The organism is Paenarthrobacter sp. MSM-2-10-13, from assembly GCF_011605365.1.
Taxonomy (GTDB): domain Bacteria; phylum Actinomycetota; class Actinomycetes; order Actinomycetales; family Micrococcaceae; genus Arthrobacter.
In genome coordinates, this window is record NZ_JAAOXO010000003.1 from 489,635 (window position 1) to 508,761 (window position 19,127).

General features: G+C 63.2%; 15 protein-coding genes and 1 rRNA gene. 5 read left to right on the forward strand and 11 right to left on the reverse strand.

Annotation, left to right across the window (positions count from 1 at the left end):
* Window positions 1-50 precede the first annotated feature (50 nt).
* Both HAV21_RS10595 and HAV21_RS10600 read left to right on the forward strand, forming a co-directional pair.
* Entirely contained in the window at window positions 51-1,655 is a 1,605-nt protein-coding gene (locus HAV21_RS10595) for a beta-N-acetylhexosaminidase (RefSeq protein WP_166841641.1), read from the forward strand.
* Entirely contained in the window at window positions 1,652-3,067 is a 1,416-nt protein-coding gene (locus HAV21_RS10600; RefSeq protein ID WP_142936541.1) for a DUF4032 domain-containing protein, read from the forward strand. The genes HAV21_RS10595 and HAV21_RS10600 overlap by 4 nt, the downstream gene beginning before the upstream one ends.
* A gap of 62 nt (window positions 3,068-3,129) precedes the next feature.
* On the opposite strand, the gene HAV21_RS10605 is transcribed toward HAV21_RS10600, so the two are convergent.
* Entirely contained in the window at window positions 3,130-3,831 is a 702-nt protein-coding gene (locus HAV21_RS10605) for a GntR family transcriptional regulator (RefSeq protein WP_166841642.1), read from the reverse strand.
* 125 nt (window positions 3,832-3,956) lie between these two features.
* Between HAV21_RS10605 and HAV21_RS10610 the strand changes: the two genes are divergently transcribed.
* Window positions 3,957-5,186 (forward strand): amidohydrolase family protein, encoded by a 1,230-nt coding sequence (locus HAV21_RS10610; protein WP_166841643.1) that lies wholly within the window; start codon window positions 3,957-3,959, stop codon window positions 5,184-5,186.
* A gap of 82 nt (window positions 5,187-5,268) precedes the next feature.
* Here the strand turns inward: HAV21_RS10610 and HAV21_RS10615 are convergent, their stop codons facing one another.
* From HAV21_RS10615 to HAV21_RS10645, 7 genes are all read right to left on the reverse strand, one after another.
* A complete protein-coding gene (locus tag HAV21_RS10615; protein WP_166841644.1) occupies window positions 5,269-5,760 on the reverse strand; it encodes a pyridoxamine 5'-phosphate oxidase family protein in 492 nt (163 codons plus the stop codon).
* A gap of 105 nt (window positions 5,761-5,865) precedes the next feature.
* Entirely contained in the window at window positions 5,866-7,068 is a 1,203-nt protein-coding gene (locus HAV21_RS10620; protein WP_243753203.1) for an MFS transporter, read from the reverse strand.
* A gap of 325 nt (window positions 7,069-7,393) precedes the next feature.
* Complete coding sequence (locus tag HAV21_RS10625) at window positions 7,394-8,839, reverse strand: FAD-linked oxidase C-terminal domain-containing protein (RefSeq protein WP_166841672.1); 1,446 nt, start codon at window positions 8,837-8,839, stop codon at window positions 7,394-7,396.
* A gap of 147 nt (window positions 8,840-8,986) precedes the next feature.
* Entirely contained in the window at window positions 8,987-10,909 is a 1,923-nt protein-coding gene (locus tag HAV21_RS10630; RefSeq protein WP_166841646.1) for a glycoside hydrolase family 13 protein, read from the reverse strand.
* 2 nt (window positions 10,910-10,911) lie between these two features.
* Window positions 10,912-11,844 carry a sugar ABC transporter permease gene (locus HAV21_RS10635; RefSeq protein ID WP_142936548.1) on the reverse strand — a complete coding sequence of 311 codons (933 nt, stop codon included), beginning with the start codon at window positions 11,842-11,844 and terminating at the stop codon, window positions 10,912-10,914.
* Window positions 11,844-13,502 (reverse strand): ABC transporter permease subunit, encoded by a 1,659-nt coding sequence (locus tag HAV21_RS10640; protein WP_166841647.1) that lies wholly within the window; start codon window positions 13,500-13,502, stop codon window positions 11,844-11,846. The genes HAV21_RS10635 and HAV21_RS10640 overlap by 1 nt, the downstream gene beginning before the upstream one ends.
* Before the next feature lie 97 nt (window positions 13,503-13,599).
* A complete protein-coding gene (locus HAV21_RS10645; protein WP_166841648.1) occupies window positions 13,600-14,898 on the reverse strand; it encodes a maltose ABC transporter substrate-binding protein in 1,299 nt (432 codons plus the stop codon).
* Between the two features lie 183 nt (window positions 14,899-15,081).
* On the opposite strand from HAV21_RS10645, the gene HAV21_RS10650 reads away from it, so the two are divergent.
* Together HAV21_RS10650 and HAV21_RS10655 are read left to right on the forward strand one after the other, a co-directional pair.
* Entirely contained in the window at window positions 15,082-16,854 is a 1,773-nt protein-coding gene (locus HAV21_RS10650) for a glycoside hydrolase family 13 protein (protein ID WP_243753204.1), read from the forward strand.
* A gap of 20 nt (window positions 16,855-16,874) precedes the next feature.
* The gene (locus tag HAV21_RS10655; protein WP_142936552.1) at window positions 16,875-17,897 is read left to right on the forward strand and encodes a LacI family DNA-binding transcriptional regulator; all 1,023 of its coding nucleotides are present in this window, start codon (window positions 16,875-16,877) and stop codon (window positions 17,895-17,897) included.
* A 7-nt stretch (window positions 17,898-17,904) separates the two neighbouring features.
* Here HAV21_RS10655 and HAV21_RS10660 read toward each other — a convergent pair whose 3' ends face one another.
* The 3 genes from HAV21_RS10660 to rrf form a co-directional block, all read right to left on the reverse strand.
* Window positions 17,905-18,417, reverse strand: a complete 513-nt coding sequence (locus HAV21_RS10660) for an N-acetyltransferase (RefSeq protein WP_166841673.1) — start codon at window positions 18,415-18,417, stop codon at window positions 17,905-17,907.
* 1 nt (window position 18,418) lies between these two features.
* Entirely contained in the window at window positions 18,419-18,913 is a 495-nt protein-coding gene (locus HAV21_RS10665; RefSeq protein ID WP_166841650.1) for a hypothetical protein, read from the reverse strand.
* 88 nt (window positions 18,914-19,001) lie between these two features.
* A 5S ribosomal RNA gene (rrf, locus tag HAV21_RS10670) occupies window positions 19,002-19,118 on the reverse strand.
* Window positions 19,119-19,127: the final 9 nt, after the last annotated feature.

Consider the following 19,127-nt stretch of genomic DNA (forward strand, 5'->3'; position numbering starts at 1 on the left):
CTCCAGGTCGGGCCGCTCTCGCGTTAACCTAACTCCTGCGAAAGAATGGCATGAACACGACGGACACCCTGATTCCCCGCCCCTCCCACGTCGCACTCCTGGATGACCCCGCCTTCACGCTTGCCTCCACGGCACGGATCAGCGCGATCGACTCAACTGTGCCGGTTGCCGAACAGCTGGCTTCACTGCTGCGCGGCGCCACAGGTTTCGCGTTGCCTATTATTGAGGACGCCCGCCCCGGCGACATCTCGCTCGAGTTGGCAGAAGCGTTCGACGGCGGCCCCGAGGCATATGTGCTTACTGTCGCCGAATCCGGTGTCGGGATAACCGCTTCCACTCCTGCCGGACTCTTCTACGGCGTCCAAACACTGCGGCAACTCTTCCCCGCGGCCATCGAGTCCGGGAGCCGGGGCCACAGTGCAGGCTCCGGCGCGGACGGCGCCTGGGTGATTCCCGCCGTCGAAATTGCGGACGCTCCGCGCTTTGCCTACCGCGGGCTGATGCTGGATGTTGCGCGCAGCTTCTTCACCGTGGACCAGGTGAAAGAGCAGATCGACGTCATGACTCAGTTCAAGCTGAACGCCCTCCACCTGCATCTCACCGACGACCAAGCCTGGCGCATTGAAATCCGCGAGCCCGCAGAGAACCCCTCCGCGCTGCCCTACGCGAATCTCACCGGCGTGGGTGGCCAAGGCGCTGTGGAGGTGTCAACAGCCATACCCGTGCGGGGCCACGAAGGCTTCTACACACAGCAGGACTTCCTGGACATCCAGGCCTATGCCGCCGGCAAGAACGTCCTGGTGGTGCCGGAGATCGACCTCCCGGGCCACGTCAACGCTGCCCTCGCCGCGATCCCGCAGCTGAACCCTGACGGCAAAGCCAAGCCGATGAGCACCACGGCGGAGGTAGGCTGGTCAACGCTCACCGAAAACTTGTCCGCAACCTACGAATTTGCCCGGGAGGTCCTCGGGCAACTCGCCGCCATCACGGTAGGCCCTTACCTCCACGTCGGTGGCGACGAAGCGAAGGTCACCGAGCACGACCACTACGTCTCCATGGTCCAACAGTTCGTTCGGATCGGCGCAGAAACCGGCAAGACCGTGGTGGGATGGAACGAATTCGCAGCCGTCGAGCTTCCCGAGGGCGCTGTGATCCAGTACTGGCACGGCGATTTCGAGGCCGTGGCACGGCAGGCGGAACGCCATGGGGCCAAAGTGCTCATGTCCCCCGCAGACAAGACCTACCTGGACCAGAAATATGCACCGGACAGCCCCATCGGGCTTGAATGGGTGGAAGGCGGGCCGTTCGACTGGGCCGACTACTACAACTGGGATCCAGCGCAGGGCGGTCTGAAGGACCACCACATTCTGGGTGTCGAGGGCGCATTGTGGTCCGAGACAGTCCGGGACAACCAGCAGGCCCAATGGCTCCTCTACCCGAGGGCTGTCTCTTTGGCGGAAGTCGCGTGGTCCGGTCAGGAGGTTCGCAACCCCGGTGACTTCCGACGTCGGCTGGGCGCCTTGGGCGAGCGGCTCGCCAAGCAAGGTGTCGCCTTCCAGGAAGCGCCCGACGTCGAGTGGTCCGCCGTGTCCCAGTGGCCGTTTCCCGAGGCAGAAACATCTTCCCCTCCCAAGTACGGAACAATTGAGGCATGAGCGAGCAAAACGAAGCCCAGTGGCACGACGAACCCACCGACTACGGGCAGATCGGCAAGCTCCCCCGGAAGGAAGCCGCCAGCGCGCAGGACACTGCACCTCCCGCCAGCGTCATCGGGTCCCTGAACATCACCGCGGCTGCTGCCGATCCTGAACTGCTGGATCTCCCATGGCACATCGCGCTGGAGGACTGGCCTGCCGAGAACCTGGCGGCACTGCCCCGCGGTATCTCCCGGCACATCGTGCGTTTCGCCCATTTGGGTGGCTCGGTCATCGCCATCAAGGAAACTTCGGAGCACGTTGCCCGCCATGAGTACCACATGCTGCGGAAGCTGGCCCGGCTGGACGTTCCCTGCGTGGAGCCGGTGGCTGTCATCACGGGCAGGACCACCGCGGACGGCAGGCCGCTGAACCCGGTCCTGGTCACGCGGCACCTGAAATTCTCCATGCCGTACCGCGCGCTGTTTTCCCAGATGCTCCGCAAAGACACCTTGACGCGCCTCATTGACGCCCAGGCGCTGCTGCTGGTGCGCCTGCACCTTGTGGGCTTCTACTGGGGTGACGTTTCGCTGTCCAACACCCTGTTCCGCCGTGATGCCGGCGCCTTCGCCGCTTACCTGGTGGACGCCGAAACAGGCGAGCTCTACCCGGACCTCTCCATGGGTCAGCGTGAATACGACCTCGAAATCGCCCGCGTGAACATCGCCGGTGAACTGATGGATTTGCTGGACGGCGGACTCATCGAGGAAAAGGTGGATCCCGTAGCTACCAGTGAGCTGATCATGGACAGCTACCGCCGGCTCTGGACTGAACTGACGGAGAAGGAATCCTTCGAGCTCGGCGAAAGGTGGCGCGTGGCCGCCCGCATCCGGCGCCTCAACGAGCTGGGCTTTGATGTGGAGGAGTACGCCATCAAGACCACGGCGGACGGCTCCACCATCCAGCTCCAGCCCAAAGTGGTGGACGCCGGTCACCACCAGCGTCGTTTGCTGCGCCTTACGGGCCTGGACGCCCAAGAGAACCAAGCCCGCAGGCTCCTCAACGACATGGACCAGTTCCGCGCGGACAACAACCCGGACCTGGACGAGGAAATCAGCGCCCACATTTGGGTCAGCCAGATCTTCGAGCCCATTGTGCGTTCCATTCCGCGTCATTTGGCCGGAAAGCTGGAGCCCGCGGAAGTGGTTCATGAGGTGTTGGAGCACCGCTGGTACATGAGCCAGAAGCAGGACAGGTACGTGCCCCTGGCCGAAACCGTTCAGTCCTACCTGGACACGGTGCTGCAGCACCGCCGCGACGAGGCAGCCATCATGCTGAACCCGGACACGGAGCTTCTCAAGATCCTTGAAGTTGAGGTTGAGGAGTCCGGCCGGTACGACGACGAGGACGAGTACCCGGACGCAGACGACTAACGAGTTTTTGTACAGCTAATGCCCTTAAGAGGGCTTCTAAAGGGCGTTAGCTGTACAAAAACTCACGGTTCCAGTGTCTCGGCCAGCCCGGCCAGGACGGGTTCGCGGCCCAACTCGATGTGCGAATACGCCAGGGAGTAGGCCAGATCCGGCTTACCCTTCAGGATGGCGTTGCACAGTTCGGTGTGTTCGTCGCGCTGGAGCTCATTGCTGCGGTTGTGGGCCAGCCCGAAGATCCAGCGCATGCGCCCGAACAGGGGTTTCACGGATTCAATGAGCAGCCTGTTACCGGACAGGCGCACTATTTCGGCGTGGAGCTCGGCGCTGATCAAGGCGACGTCGTCGGTCCGTTCGTCGTCGATGGCTGCCTTGGAGGCCTCCATGAGTTCCACCAGCCGACCGCCGTCGCTGCCTTCGGCCACACGCGTGGCAGCCATGCGCGCGGCAAACGTCTCCAAGCAGAGCCGAACGTCGAAAAGCTCGTTGACATCCGTGAGGGTCAGTTGGCGCACCACGGCACCGCGGCGGGGGAAAGTTGCCACAAAGCCGTCCTGTTCCAGACGCTGGATAGCTTCGCGCACGGGAATGCGGGAGACGTTGTAAAGCTCCGAAAGTTCACGCTCGCGCAACCGCACACCCTGCGCGTACGTTCCCGCGACGATGCCTTCCAACACCAGTTGGTAGACGTTCTCCGCGCGGGCCTCTTCATCGCGGCCATTCCCATTCTCCGGCATCGCCTCAGCCACTGTCAAACTTCCCTTCATGCAGTCGCCAGTCCTTTGAGTGACGCTCCCCCTACGCTACTTTGGTATACAAGAATTTCACAGCACCCGCGTTTCGTTAACACGGGCGTCGGCGATCAACAGACCTGCCATCAGAGGAGCAACCATTGAATACCCTGATCCGCGCCGTCCGCCCCTGGGGGCAAGCGCTCAGTGACGTCACGCTCGTCGCTGGCGAAGCAGGCGGCAAGATCACCGCCGTCGAACCACACAACCCTGCGCGCGTGGTCCCGGATGGCGTCACTGTTGTCGAAGGACGTGGGCGCCTGCTGCTGCCATCGTTCTCGGATGTCCACGTTCACTTGGACTCCACCCGGATCGGCCTCCCGTTCCGGGAACACACCGGCGGTCCGGGTGTGTGGACCATGATGATGAACGACCGCCTGAACTGGCGCAACGCCGAGGTCCCGCTGCAGGATCGCGTGAATGACACCCTGGGACGGATGATCGCCAGGGGCACCACGCGGGTCCGCTCCTACGCCCAGGTTGATGTGGACTGCAAGCTGGAGCGCTTCGACGCCGTTGCTGCCGCCAAGGAGAAATTCGCCGGTCAGGCATCCGTTGACATCATCGCGTTCCCCCAGGCTGGTCTGTTGTTGGAGGAAGGGACGGTGGAACTCATGGAGGAGGCGTTGAAAGCAGGCGCCAACGTGATGGGCGGCATCGATCCCTGCACCTTGGACCGGGACCCCGTCAAGCACCTGGACATCGTGTTTGGACTGGCAGAGAAGTATCAGGTTCCCATCGACATCCACCTTCACGAACCGGGCGAGCTGGGCGTCTTCAGCACCGATCTGGTGCTGGAGCGGACCAAGGCGCTGGGCATGCAGGGCAAGGTCACCATGTCCCACGCGTACCAGCTGGGCAGCGTCAACGAGGCCATTACACGCAGGCTCATTGATGCCTTCGCTGAGCTCGATGTCTCCCTGGCGTCGGTTGCTCCTTCTGCTGCCGGCCAGTTGCCCATCCCGCTCCTTACCGAGGCCGGTGTTCGTCTGGGCTTGGGCGAAGATGGCCAGCGCGACTACTGGTCCCCCTACGGCAACACGGACATGCTGGACCGGACCTGGCAACTCGCTTTCACCCATGGCTTCCGCAAGGACCAGCTGATCGAGCACTGCCTGGCCATCGCCACCATCGGTGGGGCGAGCATTCTTGACCCCGGCGCAACCAGGCTGAAGGACACCTCCCATCGTCCCGGCGTCGAGGTCGGTGACCCGGCTGAGCTGCTCCTGGTGGACGGCGAAACCGTAGCCTCCACGGTGATGGACCGCGGCAAGGACCGCACTGTCATCCACGCCGGAAGGGTGGTGGCTGACCAGCTGGAACTCGTGTAGCGGCCGCGGAGCCCGCTCTTGTTCGAACTCCGCGCCGTACAGCGTGAGGACGTCGAACCAGGGCGGGTTCTCGCTTTAAGTGCTACTCGCCGCGTGCCGTGGGAGCGCCATCCAGGGGCGACCACCACGTCACCGGGGGCGTCACTTTGAAGCGGCGCCCGGTCACTTCGCTAGGCGTGATGCGGATGAACTGGTCCTTCTGCCCCGCCTCCCAAGGGAACAGCAGGAGACCGACCGTATCAAGCACGTCCTGCGTCAGTTTTACGGCAGAAGCGCGGCCCTTGACCACCACGCTCCACGCCACACCTGTTTCGGCATTGACGCCGTCGGCTTCGATGGCAACCGGAGCATCGCCCAGAGCTGCATGAAGTTTGGTGCCTTCACCGGTCCGGAACACCAGGGTCCCGTGATCAACTTTGTAATTCACGGGAAAGATGTCCGGGTGATCCTGCACCACAACGGCGAGCCTGCCCACCGAGACACTGCGGAGGAGCTCCCAACACTCGTTGGTCTCCAGGACTTCAGTAGCGGGCGTTTCCGGCTGATTTGTACCTGTTGCTGCTGAGTTGGTCATATGGCCGAGGATACGCCGCCGGGCTGCTGCCCGAACAGGCCCTTCCCCGGTTTCCGGGCAATCGGACGCGGTGCCCGCCTCTGCACAATCCTTCGAATAGCCGGGTTATCGAACCACCGTGGCTTTGGTAGTTGCTTGCTCAGGAGGCGCCGCCCGCTCCGCTGACTCCGTTGCCTCCAGGCTGACGAGGGGTCCACGGATAGCAAAGATTCCTGCACCTGCCAGCACTACGGCCTCCGCGGCGAGCGCCCAGAACGTCAATGCCCAGCCGCCGGTGATGGTGTGCAGTACCCCGGCACCCAGCGGGCCGAGGGACGCCAACGCGAAACCAAATCCCTGGCTCATGGCGGAGAGCCTGCCCGCCGATTGCGGCCCATCGGAGCGGATCACCACCAACGCCATGGCCAGCCCGAATCCAGCGCTTTGGACAATGCCGAGGACGCCTACTGCGAGGAACTGCAGCTCAAGTGGTGCCATCAGAACTCCAAGCAGCGCAGCTGCCACGGACAAGCCAAGGCCGGGCGCCATGATCCTGAGGATGCCGGGGCGGCCAGCGAGCACGGGAGCCAGCAAACTTGCAGGCAACCCAGCAAGACTGAACCACGCCAGCAGGGCGGCAGCATCGGCTTGTGCGAGCCCTCGGGATACCAAGTACACCGCCAACCAGGACGTGATCGCGAAGTAGAGCATGGCCTGGAGTCCGAAGAACGCTGTCACCGCCCACGCCGTGCGTTGCTTCCGGAGCGGAGTGACCACATCAGTGGCTCCGGTGACGGTGCCCGCAGTGGTGGGTGCCGCCGTCGGGCGTCCTCCGGATCGGTGGATCAGGAACGCGCCGATCAGCGCTGGCACCGCCCACACGGCGAGCGCTGATGCCAGGTTTCCACCGAAGGCCTGCTCCAATGGCTGGACCAGCCCGGCACCCAGCGCAGCGCCGAGGCCGAATCCCATGGTGCACAGGCCAGTCCACCAGCCGGTGCCGCGGTTGGCTTTGACGATCTGGGGCACCAGCACGCTGGCTGTCATGATCGCCATGCCGGCCAAGAAGGTTCCGGGCAGCAGCAGTGCGGGCACCGTCGCCCGAATGACCAATGCCGCGGCCAGAACCAGCAACGCCACCGCGACGGCACGACCTGTCCCGAGTCGTTGAGCCAGCCATGGCCCAATGGGGCCGGAAATACCAAAGGCCAATACCGGCAAAGTGCCCAGTACTGGAAGCAGGGACGGATCCAGGCTGAACACTCCCGGCACCTGATTCATCACCCCGGCAACGGTGGTAATGGCCGGTCGAAGATTGACGGACACCATGACAAGCGCGATCAACGCTAGACCCACCCTCAGCCTCGGATTCAGTAAAGATCCAGCCTGCCGCTTCTCGCGCACGTCATTCCCCTCATAGCAACTTTGGTATACCAAGTAAGACTATGAGGGGGATGACGTAAAGTAAATACGTCGTTCTGAAAGGAAGTGCAAGAGTCAGAATGCAACCACTCCGAGTCTGGAATACCAAGAAGCACACGTGCGGTCCGCCAGAGAGTTGGAGGTGATAGAGCGTCACACCCAAACACGCGAGACGTGAGAGAGCGTCACACCCAAACACGCGAGACGTGAGAGAGCGTCACAGGCCCACGGATCAGATAGCTTTCCCCGGATTCAGAATTCCCTGCGGGTCGAACAGCTCCTTGATCCGCCGCTGCAGCTCACGCAGCGGTTCGGGTTGCTCAAGCCCGAGCCAACGCAGCTTGTATTGGCCCACGCCGTGCTCGCCTGTAATGGTGCCGCCCATGTGGAGGCCTACGCGGATTGATTCGTCCAGGGCTGCGTTGAGTCGTTGGAGCGCGTCTGCGTCGGTGGCGGGGTCTACGCGGTCCATCCAGAACGTGGGGTGCAGGTTTCCGTCGCCGGCGTGTGCCACTACTTTGAGTCGAACCTGGAATCGGGCGGCCATAGCCTCGAGTTCAGCCACGAAGTCCACCAAGCGCGAGCGCGGGACGGCGATGTCTTCGCCCACCCTGAATTCGTCGTCCACTTCGACGCCGCGACTGTTTCTGCGTAGTTCCACCAGCATTTCGGCTTCTTCGCTGGCTTCAGTGGTGACTGTGGCGCCGCCGTCGGCGAGTACTTTCCGGACGACGTCGGCTTCTGCGGCCGCTCCGAAACCGTCGGTTTGGATGAGCAGCAGGGATTTGCCGCGCTTTTGGAGGTCGCTGCCGTTCAGTTCGTCCAGCTGCACCAAGGTGCCGTTGTCCAGGAGTTCCATGATGGCGGGCTGTACGCGGGCTTTGCCTACCGCAAGGACTCCGGCGGCGGCGCTACGGAATTCCTGGTAGAAGGCGGCGATCGTGTGGATTTCACGCGGCAGGTATTTGAGCCGAACGGTCACTCCCACCACAATCCCCAATGTTCCTTCGGAGCCCACCAGTAACGCGGTGAGGTCGTAGCCCGCCACGCCTTTGAAGGTTTGGTGGCCGGTGTGCATCAGGGAGCCATCGGCCATGACGACGTCCAGGGCGAGCACGGAGTCACGTGTCACGCCGTATTTTGCACAGCGCAGTCCTCCGGCGTTGGTGGCCACGTTGCCGCCGATGGTGGACATTTTGTAGCTGGCCGGGTCGGGCGCGTACATGAGCCCGTGCTCGGCGGCGGCGGTGTTGAGGTCGGCGTTGATGACGCCGGGTTCGACGACGGCGGTTTCGTCGTCGGGGTTGAGGTCCAGGATGCGGTTCATCCGTTCCAGGCCCAGGACGATGCAGCCTTGGGTGGCGTGCGCTCCCCCGGAGACGCCGGTTCCTGCACCCCGGGCGACGATGGGCACTTGGTGTGCCGCGCAGCTGCGAACGATGTGTTGCACGTCTTCGACGGACTCGGCCCACACCACAGCGAGCGGCAGGTGCCGCTCCAGCAGCGGTCCTTGATCCATGGAGTACACGGTGAGGGTTTCTTCATCCTCGGCCACCTGCCCGGCACGCAGTCCGGCCGCGAGCTCTTTCAGGAATACTTGTTGGCCTGCCGAGAGCCGTGAGTGTTCCCGGCGGCCCGCGGTCCAGGTGTTGATGCTTCCCTCTGATGTTCCGGCCATAGCCGTTTCGTCCGACACAGTGGTCCCTCCACGTACGCACCGCGGACACGCCAAACCGGCAGTCTTCGCAGTGTTTTAGTGCTCCCAGTCTAGCCAGCCCGGAACGCTAGCCAGCCCGGAACGGCAGGGCACGGCCACGGCCGCCGGCTACCCGGTGGCGAGCACCGTCCCCGGCAGCGCCCAGATTCCTGCGGAGACACCTTCGGCACGTAGGCAAACATCGTCGACGCCGGATGGTCCGGCGGGTGCGGAGCTCGCCGTTCCGGAGTGGTGCAGTGGCGGGGCGAGTAACGCTTCGAGCTGCTGGCTGGAGAGGACAGCGTTGTCGAGGACCACCTCGGCCGTGTCCCTCGCGACGAATACCAGCGCTGAAGATTCCAAACTTTCCCGGATGAAGACCAACGCGTCGCCCTCGGCGTGCAGCCAGCGCACCCCGCCTTCAGTCAGCGACGGCAGTTCCCTGCGCAGCCGCGCAAGGTTGGCGTAGAGGGACCGCATGTCCGTCCGCACGCGGCTACCATCAGCCCATGGCATGGGCGTCCTGGAGTCCTCGCCGTTGAACCCAACAAACCCGAACTCGTCGCCGGCAAACATGACCGGAACTCCTGGAAGGCAGAAGGTGAGGGCGGCACCCACAGCAGGACCGCCGTCGACCATCACCGTTGCCGCGCGTGCGGTGTCGTGCGTATTGAGCGCGTTCATATTGTTTTGCAGCACACCCCAGCTAAATCCCGCGGCGAGGTCCAGATGTGTTGCCAGGAAGTCCTCAGCATCGATCTTGTTGGGCCCGGATTGCGGTGAGCCGAAGAAGTTCACGTTCGGTGCATCTTTGGCGAGCCAGGACCACAACGGCCGGGTCAGGTGGGAGTACGTCATGGCTCCCTGCCAGTGCTCGCCCGTGAAATCCGGAGAGGCATCGGAGGTGGACTCCGCCAGCAGGGCCGCGTTCGGGTTGATTTCGCGCACCCGGTCCGCAATGAGCCGTGCCACGTCATGGTTGAGGTCCACCGCGCCCAGACGGCCGGTCATGTTGCCGACATCGATCCTCCAGCCATCCAGATTGAACGGCGGCTTGAGCCAGCGTGCCACCACGGAATCATCATCCGTCACGAAACGTCGGCGGAGTGCATCGGAGGACCAGTTGAACTTGGGCAGTGACGGCACGCCCCACCACGACTCGTAGCTGGAATGGTCGGGGCTGAAGTAGTAGTAGCCAGCTTCCTCCGAGCCGGGATCCGCGAGTGCCTTGACGAACCATTCGTGGGCGTCGCCGGAGTGGTTGGCGGTGAGATCCCCCATGACTTTGATGCCTCGCGCATGTGCAGCTTCCACCAAGTCCACCAGGGCCTGGTCTCCGCCCAGGAGCGGGTCCACGGAATCGAAGGTTGACGCATCGTAGCGGTGGTTGGATCGTGCGGGGAAGAACGGCGTCAGGTAGAGGATATCCACCCCCAAGTCCTGCAGGTGATCGAGCTTTCCCGTGATCCCGGGAAGGTCTCCCCCATAGAACTGGGTGGCTGCCTGCTCGCCTGTCCCCACCACCTGGGCGTCCCAGGAACATGCGATAGCCCAGTGCGGAGTCGGATGATTGTCCGCTTGGGCGGATCGCGCGAACCTGTCAGGAAACACCTGGTACATGGTGCCCTTGCGGAGCCACTCCGGAGCCGCGGCGAACGTTGTCAGCCTGAAGTCTGCCGAGTCGGAGACGTCCCGTCGGAACAGGCCTTGGGCGTTGAGGTTCCAGTAGCGCCGCCCAATGGTGCTTCGGCTCGCCACGGTGGCGGCAGCATCGTCGTCGTGCGTTTCAGTGACTTCCAGCAGGAAGCGGTACTTGGCCACCGGGTTTGCCACGAGCATCGCCGCTTCCCACCAGTCCCAGCCATCAGCCGAGCCGAGCCTGATCGCGGCGTCGTAGCGCGGCTCGCCGTCCTGGACGGACCGGACCCAAACCTTCGACGCCGGCCCCCACCCCTGCGGGACGCGCAGCCGGAGCCGGACTGTTTCGCCGAGGGACACGGCATGGGGAGCATAAAGTCCGGATCCGTCATGGTGCGGAAGGGCGATTGGCATGGTCAGCCTTTCACTGAGCCGGCGGTGAGGCCGCTGACGATGTACTTCTGCAGGAAGAGGAACAAGGCCATGACAGGGATGGCCGCGATGACGGCGCCGGCTGCGAAGACGCCCCAGTTTTCGGAGCGCTGCTGGGCCACATAGGAGTAGAGCCCGACGGCGAGTGTCTGGCTGTCAGGATCGGTCAGGACAACGCTGGCGATGACGAACTCGCTGGAGATGCCTATGAACGCCAAGAGACCCACAACAGCCAGGATGGGGGTGACCAGCCGCAGGATGATGCCGAAGAAGATCTGGACGTGGCTGGCACCGTCGATCTTCGCCGCTTCGTCCAAGGACTGCGGGACCGTGTTGAAGAACCCGTACATCAGGTACGTGTTCACGCCCAGCGCGCCGCCGAGGTACACCATGATCAGGCCCAGCTGGCTGCCCAGCCCCAGGGCGGGGATTACTTGCGAGATGCCACTCAGGAGCAGGAAAATCGCGACGACGGCCAACAGTTGCGGGAACATCTGCAGTAAGAGGAGGGTCAACAGTCCCATCCGTCGGCCTTTGAAACGCATGCGGGAGAACGCGTACGCGGCCATGGCGCCGAGGAAAACGGTGGCGGCGGACGTTACCGTACCAACCACCAAGGTGTTCACGAACCAACGGCCGAAAGGTCTGGTGGGATCGCTGAAGAGTGCCACGAAGTTGCCGGTATCGAACCTGGAGAAGAGTCCGTTGGAACCCACCAGGGTGCCGTTGGAATCCAAGGCAGCGGATAGAACATACAGGAGCGGGAACACGGCGAAGATCGTGGTGACGATGCCCACCACATGCCGCCAGCCTTTGTCCTTAAACCAGACCCCGAACGGACGGCGTGCAGGCGCCAGCGGCGATGGGCCGCCGTCGAGCGCTGTTTCCTTGGTGGCGGCCAGTGTGCGTACGCTCATCAGTTCACGTCCTCGAGTGCTTTGGTCTGTTTGAAGCTGATGGCCGAGATAGTGGCCACGATGATGAAAATGATGATGGCCAGCGCGCTGGCCAGTCCGTAGTCGCGCCCTGTGCCTTGGCCGAACGCCACCTTGTACACCAGCGTGATCAGGATGTCGGTGGATCCGATATCGCGGTCAGTGTCCGCGAAGCGCGGCCCACCACCGGTGAGCATGTAGATGACGTTGAAGTTGTTGAAGTTGAAGGCAAAGGAGGAGATCAGCAGCGGCGCCACGGACACCAGGAGCAGCGGCAACTTGATGGACCGGAACACCCGCCAGGCCGAGGCACCATCCATGCGGGCGGCCTCGTCGATTTCAGACGGCAGCGATTGCAAGGCGCCCGTGCAGACCAGGAACATGTACGGGAAGCCAAGCCACACATTGACCACCAGCACGCTGATCTTGGCCAGGACAGGGTCCGTAAGCCACCCGATGTTCGCGCCGCCCAAGAGTGTTTGGTTGAGCCAGCCGAACTCGGGGTTGAGGATGCCGGACCACACCAGGCCGGACAGGAAAGCGGGGAACGCATAGGGCAGGATCATCAGGATCCTGTACGCCTTCTTGCCGCGAAGGTCCTCACGGTTGAAGGTGATGGCCAGGAAGAGGCCCATCACAAAGGTCAGGGCAACGGATGCGATGGAGAAGGTGAACGTCCAAAGGATCACACCCAGGAGTGGCCCGCGGAGGCTGGGATCCGTGAAGGCCCGCACGAAGTTGTCCATGCCAACATCGATCTTCCAGCCGGTGGCCAGGGTCTCCCCGTTGGCGTCGGCGAATGCGCCCTTGCCGTTGTCGCGGTATTGGGTGCCGGTATCGGTGTCCGTGAAGGTATCCGTGGCGGCGTCATAGTTCAGTGCCGGCTTGAACTGGTAGGCCGTGCTGCCGTCCGCAGTGCGGAGCGTCCCATCGGCGGGATCGTCCGAAACCGGGACTGTGATCTTCAGGATTTCCTGCTGATTGGCCACGATCTCCTGGAACTTCAGCGTCTGGTAACCCGCCAGGGAGGTGGCCTTGCCTGTCGAGTCTTTGCCGGCTTCCGGGACCTCGGTGAGCGGATCCTCACTGCTGCCGAGTTGTGCCTTGCCAGAGGGATCCGTGAACAGCAGGTAGAAATCACTGCCCTTGGTGAGCACGGACGCCTTGTAAGCAGGCGAGTCCGGGACGCGCTTCTGGGCTGTCATCTGGATGGCCGAAATGGCATCTTCCTTGGTGCTGTTGTGCCCATCGCCGTAGTTGGTGAAGGCGATGTAACCGCTGAACACCACCACCAGGACCTGGAACACCAGCAGGAACAGTACCCCTGGAGCCAGGTACTTGGCCGGTAGCCCACCCTTACGGAGGTAGATCCAGTTGATGGCCAGAACCACCAGTGAGGATACCGCCAACGCGGGCCACGACTGGCTGAGGAACAGCATCATCAGGACGTACACCGCAAAAGCGTCCACAAGTCCCAGCAGGACAACCTTGAGGATGGTGCCCTTGAGGGAATCCGGGTGGCGTACGGGCTTGGCTGTGGGGCGGGCGCCGCTGCCGTTGCGGGCGCCGCTGCCGACGGACTGTTCCGGGCTCGGTTGGCCTTGGGTTGCTGGCAGTTCGCGGAGATCTGGTTTTGGCATTGTGGATCCTTGAGTGAAGCGGTTGGCGACAGGCAGGGCCGGGCGGTGGATTGCCGCCCGGCCCGGGGCAGACCGGTGGAGTTATCCGGTTGTGGTGCTAGCCGCCGATCTTGGACTTGATGCTGTCGGCCATCTTGGTCCAAGCCTCAGCCGGATCTCCCTGGCCCTTGATGATGGCCAACTCGGTGGCGCCCCAGTCAGCCCACACCACACTCATTTCAGGGATGGCCGGCATGGGGACGCCCGTGGCACCGATCTTTCCGAACGCCTCCACAACGGGATCGCTGGCGGCCTTCTCGAAGGAGGCTTTCAATGCCGGCGGGCGTCCGCCTGCCGCATACATGGAATCCTGTGCCGACTCGGAGGTGAGGTAGTTGGTGACGAACTCATTGGTGGCCAAGGCGTTGACGCTCTTGGCGCTGATGAAGAAGCCGTTGACACCGATGAACGGCTGGGCGGGCTCGCCGCCGGCAGTGGGCAGTTCATCCACGGCCAACTTGATGCCCTTCTTCTGGACGTCCGGAACGTTCCACGGGCCTGTCAGGAAATACGGGGATTCTCCGGCCAGGAACTTCTCCTTGGCAATGTCATTGGTGATGTTGGAGTTGATAATCTTCTCGCCGGCATCACCCCAGGAGGCCAGCTTCTTGGCGAATTCGACGCCGGCAGCGTCACCGATGAGGAGCTGCTTTGCGTCATATCCGCCGTCGGCACTCTTGCCGAAGACCTGTGAGCCCATGGAGGACTGCAGCGGATACAGGTGATAGGGATCGCCCTGTTTCGGATCCATGCCCACCAGGAACGGGAATGCGGCTTTGCCGTCCGCAACGGCTTTCTTGCCGTTGGCCACTACTTCGTCCAGCGTGGCGGCTTTGCTGTCCACGATGCTGGTGTTGCGAAGCAAGGCGATGTTCTCGATGGCGTACGGGACACCATAGACGGCGCCGTTGTAGGTCATGGCCTTGATGGAGGAGTCCTGGAACTGTGCCGCTTTGTCGCCCAGCTCAACGGGGGCAATCACACCGTTCTGGACAAACTTTCCAATCCAGTCATGGGGTCCAACAATCAAGTCCGGCCCTTGGCCGGTGGGTACCTGGGTGATGAAGTCGTCGCGCACGGCGGCGAAATCCTTGACCACAAGCTTCACTTCGATGCCGGTATCGGACTTGAACTTCTCCGTGATGTCCTTCAGCGCCGGAGAGCGCTCGGCGTCAACCCACATGGTGATGACACCGGCTCCGGCAGCCTTGAGGTCCGGCTTTGCAGCATCCGAGCTGGGCGTAGTGGAGGCGCTTCCACCGCAGGCGGTCAGTGCCAGGGCAGCGGCCACGGAGATCGCCCCGGCGGCGAAAACACGCCGGGTTGTTTGAGTCTCGAGGGTAGTGTGCACCTTCATTGGTGTCCCTTTCGTTCTTCTTTGCTTCGACGGCAAGGGCTCTAAACCCATCGCATCGCCGGTGACTTTGCTCACAGACTGCAAGCGCTTCCACACACTACAGGTACATACGCGGAATTGAAAAGACCCCACCTTGTAAATCACTCAAAGACAGCACCCTTAGGGCTGGAAGCGTTTACAATTTTGAAAATTCTCTTCTACGATGTGTTCATATCCGTTGACTCATTGCTCTCGGTTGCGACCCACGAGCCCACTGCAGCTTTCACGCACGTGACCCCCGTCCACCACGCTTCGAAGGCGCACGGATGGTGGCGGTCCGCTGTGATCTACCAGATTTATCCGCGGTCCTTCCGCGACCTCAATGGCGACGGCGTAGGAGACTTGGCGGGTATCACCGCCGAACTGCCGCAGTTGGCGACGTTGGGCGTCGACGCCGTGTGGTTGTCGCCCTTCTACCGCTCACCTCAGCGGGACGCCGGATACGACGTCAGCGACTACTGCGACGTCGATCCCCTCTTCGGCACCCTGACCGACTTCGATGCCCTCATCGCAGAGGCCAACAGGCTCAACTTGCGCGTCATCGCGGACCTCGTCCCCAATCACTGTTCCGAGCAGCACGTCGCCTTCCAGGCCGCGCTTGCCGCCGGCGCCAACAGTCCGGAGCGGGATATGTTCATCTTCCGCGATGGCCTGGGCCCCGACGGCAATGAGCCTCCCAACAACTGGCAATCGCACTTCGGTGGCCCGGCATGGACGCGCGTCATGGAGCCGAGCGGCAACCCCGGCCAATGGTTCCTCCACCTCTTCGATTCCTCGCAGCCGGACTTCAACTGGGACAACCCGGCCGTCCATGCCGAGTTTGAACGCGTCCTCCGCTTCTGGCTGGACCGCGGCATCTCCGGCTTCCGGGTGGACGTCGCCCACGCGCTGGTCAAGGCAGCCGGACTCCCTGACTGGGGTGGACGCGCAGACGGCAACAGCTCCGAAGGCTTCCCGGGACACGACGCACCCATGTTCGGCCAGCCCGCCCTCCACGATATCTACCGCCGCTGGCGCTCCATCCTGGAAGAATACGGACCGGACCGCATCCTCTGCGCGGAAGCCAACGTGGACCCGCTGCCCCGGCTGGCCCAGTGGGTTCGAGCCGATGAAATGCACCAGGCCTTCAACTTCCCCTACCTGCACGCAGGACTGGACGTGAATCGCCTGCGCCACATCATCACCGACTCCCTGATCTCCCTGGACGCCGTGGGGGCCCCGAGCACCTGGGTGCTGTCCAACCACGATGTTGTCCGGCACGTTTCCCGCTTCGGCTACGACGGACCAGGACCCCGCGACGGTGACGGCATCGGCCCCGACGACGTGCAACCCAACGAAGAACTCGGACGACGACGGGCTGCCGCGGCCACCATGTTCATGTTGGGCCTCCCCGGTGGCGCCTACCTCTACCAAGGCGAAGAGCTCGGCCTCCCGGATTCCTCCAGCATTCCCGGCAGCATGCGCCAGGATCCAACGTTCGCCCGTACCGGCGGAGCCCGCATCGGCCGTGACGGCTGCCGCGTTCCGCTCCCCTGGCGTTCGTCCGAACCCCACTCCGGGTTCGGCAGCGGCCTGGACCCCTGGCTGCCCCAGCCCGAGTCCTGGCCCGCCCTGGCCAGGGACAAGCAAGAGGCGGATCCGGCGTCGCACCTTAACCTGTACCGGCGGATGCTCGAGCTCCGCACCACGCACCGCCTCGGCGAGGGATCCCTGGCCTGGGTGGAGGACTACTGCAGCGAGACCTCGCTGGCCTACCTCAACGGCAACACCCTGGTGATGATGAACGTCGGAGCCGATGCAATGCCGCTCCCCGCAGGCGAAACCATCCTGCGGAGTTCCGCGGTGGAAGCCGGCGCTGATCTACTGGCTGCTGATCTACTAGGCTCGGGGGAGACAATCTGGCTAAAGGCCAGCTAACTTTTCCACCGAGGAGCAGCATGACCGGCATCAAGGACGTAGCCGAGCGAGCAGGGCTGTCCGTTGCCACGGTCTCACGGGCGCTGAGCGGAAAGGGCAACGTATCCCCCAGCAGCCGGGAACGTGCCCGCTCCGCCGCTGCCGAGTTGGGATTCGTGCTGTCCTATCATGCGTCAAGCCTGGCTTCCGGGCGCACGCACAACGTCGGTCTGGTGGTGCCCTCAGTCCACCGCTGGTTCTTCTCAGCGGTGATCGAGGGCGCCTCCGCGGCGTTGCTTGAGGCCGGCTACGACCTCACCCTCTACAACATCGGTGAAAACCCCGCGCACCGGCAGAGCGTGTTCAACGACTTCCTGCTACGCAAGCGGGTGGACGCAGTCATTGCAGTGTCCTTGGAGCTCAGCGAAGACGAGATTCAGCAGCTTCACGCGGTGCACCGGCCCATCGTGGGCATCGGCGGACCGTTGCCGGGAGCTTCGACTATCAGGATTGACGACTCTGGACTCGCACTGAAGGCCACCAACCACCTGTTGGGCCTGGGCCATACCAAGATCGCGCACATCACGGGTCATGAGGCCTATGACCAGGACTTCCACCTGCCTGGAACCCGCCGCAGCGGTTTCGAGAAAGCAATGAACGACGCCGGCTGCCCGGTCAGGCCCGAATGGATCGTATCCGCGGACTTCACCATAGAAGGCGCTTACTCGGCGGCCCGGCAACTCCTGGCCAGCGCACCGGAGCGCCCCACAGCCGTCTTTGCGGCGTCGGATGAAATGGCCATTGGCACCATCCTCGCCGCAAGGGACTTCGGCCTGCGCATCCCCGACGACCTGTCCGTCATGGGCATTGACGGGCACGATCTTGGCAACGTCCTTGGCCTGACCACCATCGACCAGGATGCCAAGGGCCAGGGAGCATTGGCCGTCCGGACTCTGCTGGGCGCCATCAACAACGGGCTGGTGCTGGAACCTGCCGATACCGAACACCCCACCAAGCTGGTGGTTCGCACCAGCACCGCGGTGCCGAGGGCCGGCACCGCCTAAGGTGCCTCTACGGCAGCCGCCGTTCCATCACGAGCTCCAGTTTCGATGTGTCCTGCGGATAGGGCCGGCTGGCACCCGTGGTCTGGAATCCGTGGCGCCGGTAGAACGCAAGCGCCCTTGAGTTGTCCTCGTGCACCCCAAGCTCCATGCTTTCGGCCGCTAATTCTCCGGCCGCGGCTTTGCACGCCTCTCGGAGGAGTTCGTCGGCCAATCCCAGGCCACGGTGCGCAGGTGCCACATACACGCTAATGAGCATGGCCTGCAGCGGTTTCTCCGGGATCCGGGGGTGCTTGACCACCACACGCATCAGGCCGCAGAGTTTACTGCCGTCTTCGCCTGTGTCGGCAACCAGGGTGATACTGGCATCGCCGGACATCGCGGCAGCACGCTCCTGCCACTGGGTGTCTGTTTGCCGGCGGGCCGCGTCCAGGCTCTCCACGTAGGCCATGGGCGTATCCGTGAGCATCTCCAGGCGGACAGCCTTCAACAACGGCCAGTCATTCGCGTGGAGCCTGCGGATCCTAGGCAACTGCTCCGCCCATGAACCTCACGTAGCGCTCCAAGACACGGGGCCACCGCTCGGCGTAGGACGCGCGTGAGGCCGCAGGGTCTTCGGCGCCCTCCCAGCCGTCATGGATCAACCGGACTTCAGTGCCCTCCTCCACGGCCCGGAAAACCACGCGGATCTCCGTGGACCACAGGGGCGTACTGGCCGGATACCAGCTCGCGTGGAAGGACAGTGGAGGCTGCCAATCGTCGATAGTCCCCCATACTGATGTGCGGCCATCCTCGGCCGTCTCCAGTATCAAGTTCTCTTCGAACTCAACATGAGATCCTTCGCCGTACACACTCTCCTGCTCCAGCGGCCACCACAGATGTGGATGATCGGTGAAACCCTGGAAGGCATGCGAGACGTTGGTAGGAACCACAACAGTAATGATCAGGGGGTCAAGGCCATCGCCGGCCTGTTGGGACGGTTCGGGCTCCGACTCTGGGTGGCTGAAAAGATTTTCCATGACCACCAACTCTACCGGGGGCGGAAGGTACACAGGTGGGTTAAAGTCGAAGAGCCCCAGCCGGTGGCTGGGGCTCTTCTTAATTTGTGTCCGGCGGTGTCCTACTCTCCCACACCCTCCCGGGTGCAGTACCATCGGCGCTGTGGGTCTTAGCTTCCGGGTTCGGAATGGGACCGGGCGTTTCCCCCACGCTATGACCGCCGTAACTCTGTTA

Excerpts from the sequence above, each read along its gene's own strand:
- HAV21_RS10595 (WP_166841641.1), top strand. The coding sequence starts at position 51 with ATGAACACGACGGACACCCTGATTCCCCGCCCCTCCCACGTCGCACTC.
- HAV21_RS10600 (WP_142936541.1), top strand. The coding sequence starts at position 1,652 with ATGAGCGAGCAAAACGAAGCCCAGTGGCACGACGAACCCACCGACTAC.
- HAV21_RS10605 (WP_166841642.1), bottom strand. The coding sequence starts at position 3,831 with ATGAAGGGAAGTTTGACAGTGGCTGAGGCGATGCCGGAGAATGGGAAT.
- HAV21_RS10615 (WP_166841644.1), bottom strand. The coding sequence starts at position 5,760 with ATGACCAACTCAGCAGCAACAGGTACAAATCAGCCGGAAACGCCCGCT.
- HAV21_RS10620 (WP_243753203.1), bottom strand. The coding sequence starts at position 7,068 with ATGGTGTCCGTCAATCTTCGACCGGCCATTACCACCGTTGCCGGGGTG.
- HAV21_RS10625 (WP_166841672.1), bottom strand. The coding sequence starts at position 8,839 with ATGGCCGGAACATCAGAGGGAAGCATCAACACCTGGACCGCGGGCCGC.
- HAV21_RS10630 (WP_166841646.1), bottom strand. The coding sequence starts at position 10,909 with ATGCCAATCGCCCTTCCGCACCATGACGGATCCGGACTTTATGCTCCC.
- HAV21_RS10635 (WP_142936548.1), bottom strand. The coding sequence starts at position 11,844 with ATGAGCGTACGCACACTGGCCGCCACCAAGGAAACAGCGCTCGACGGC.
- HAV21_RS10640 (WP_166841647.1), bottom strand. The coding sequence starts at position 13,502 with ATGCCAAAACCAGATCTCCGCGAACTGCCAGCAACCCAAGGCCAACCG.
- HAV21_RS10645 (WP_166841648.1), bottom strand. The coding sequence starts at position 14,898 with ATGAAGGTGCACACTACCCTCGAGACTCAAACAACCCGGCGTGTTTTC.
- HAV21_RS10655 (WP_142936552.1), top strand. The coding sequence starts at position 16,875 with ATGACCGGCATCAAGGACGTAGCCGAGCGAGCAGGGCTGTCCGTTGCC.
- HAV21_RS10665 (WP_166841650.1), bottom strand. The coding sequence starts at position 18,913 with ATGGAAAATCTTTTCAGCCACCCAGAGTCGGAGCCCGAACCGTCCCAA.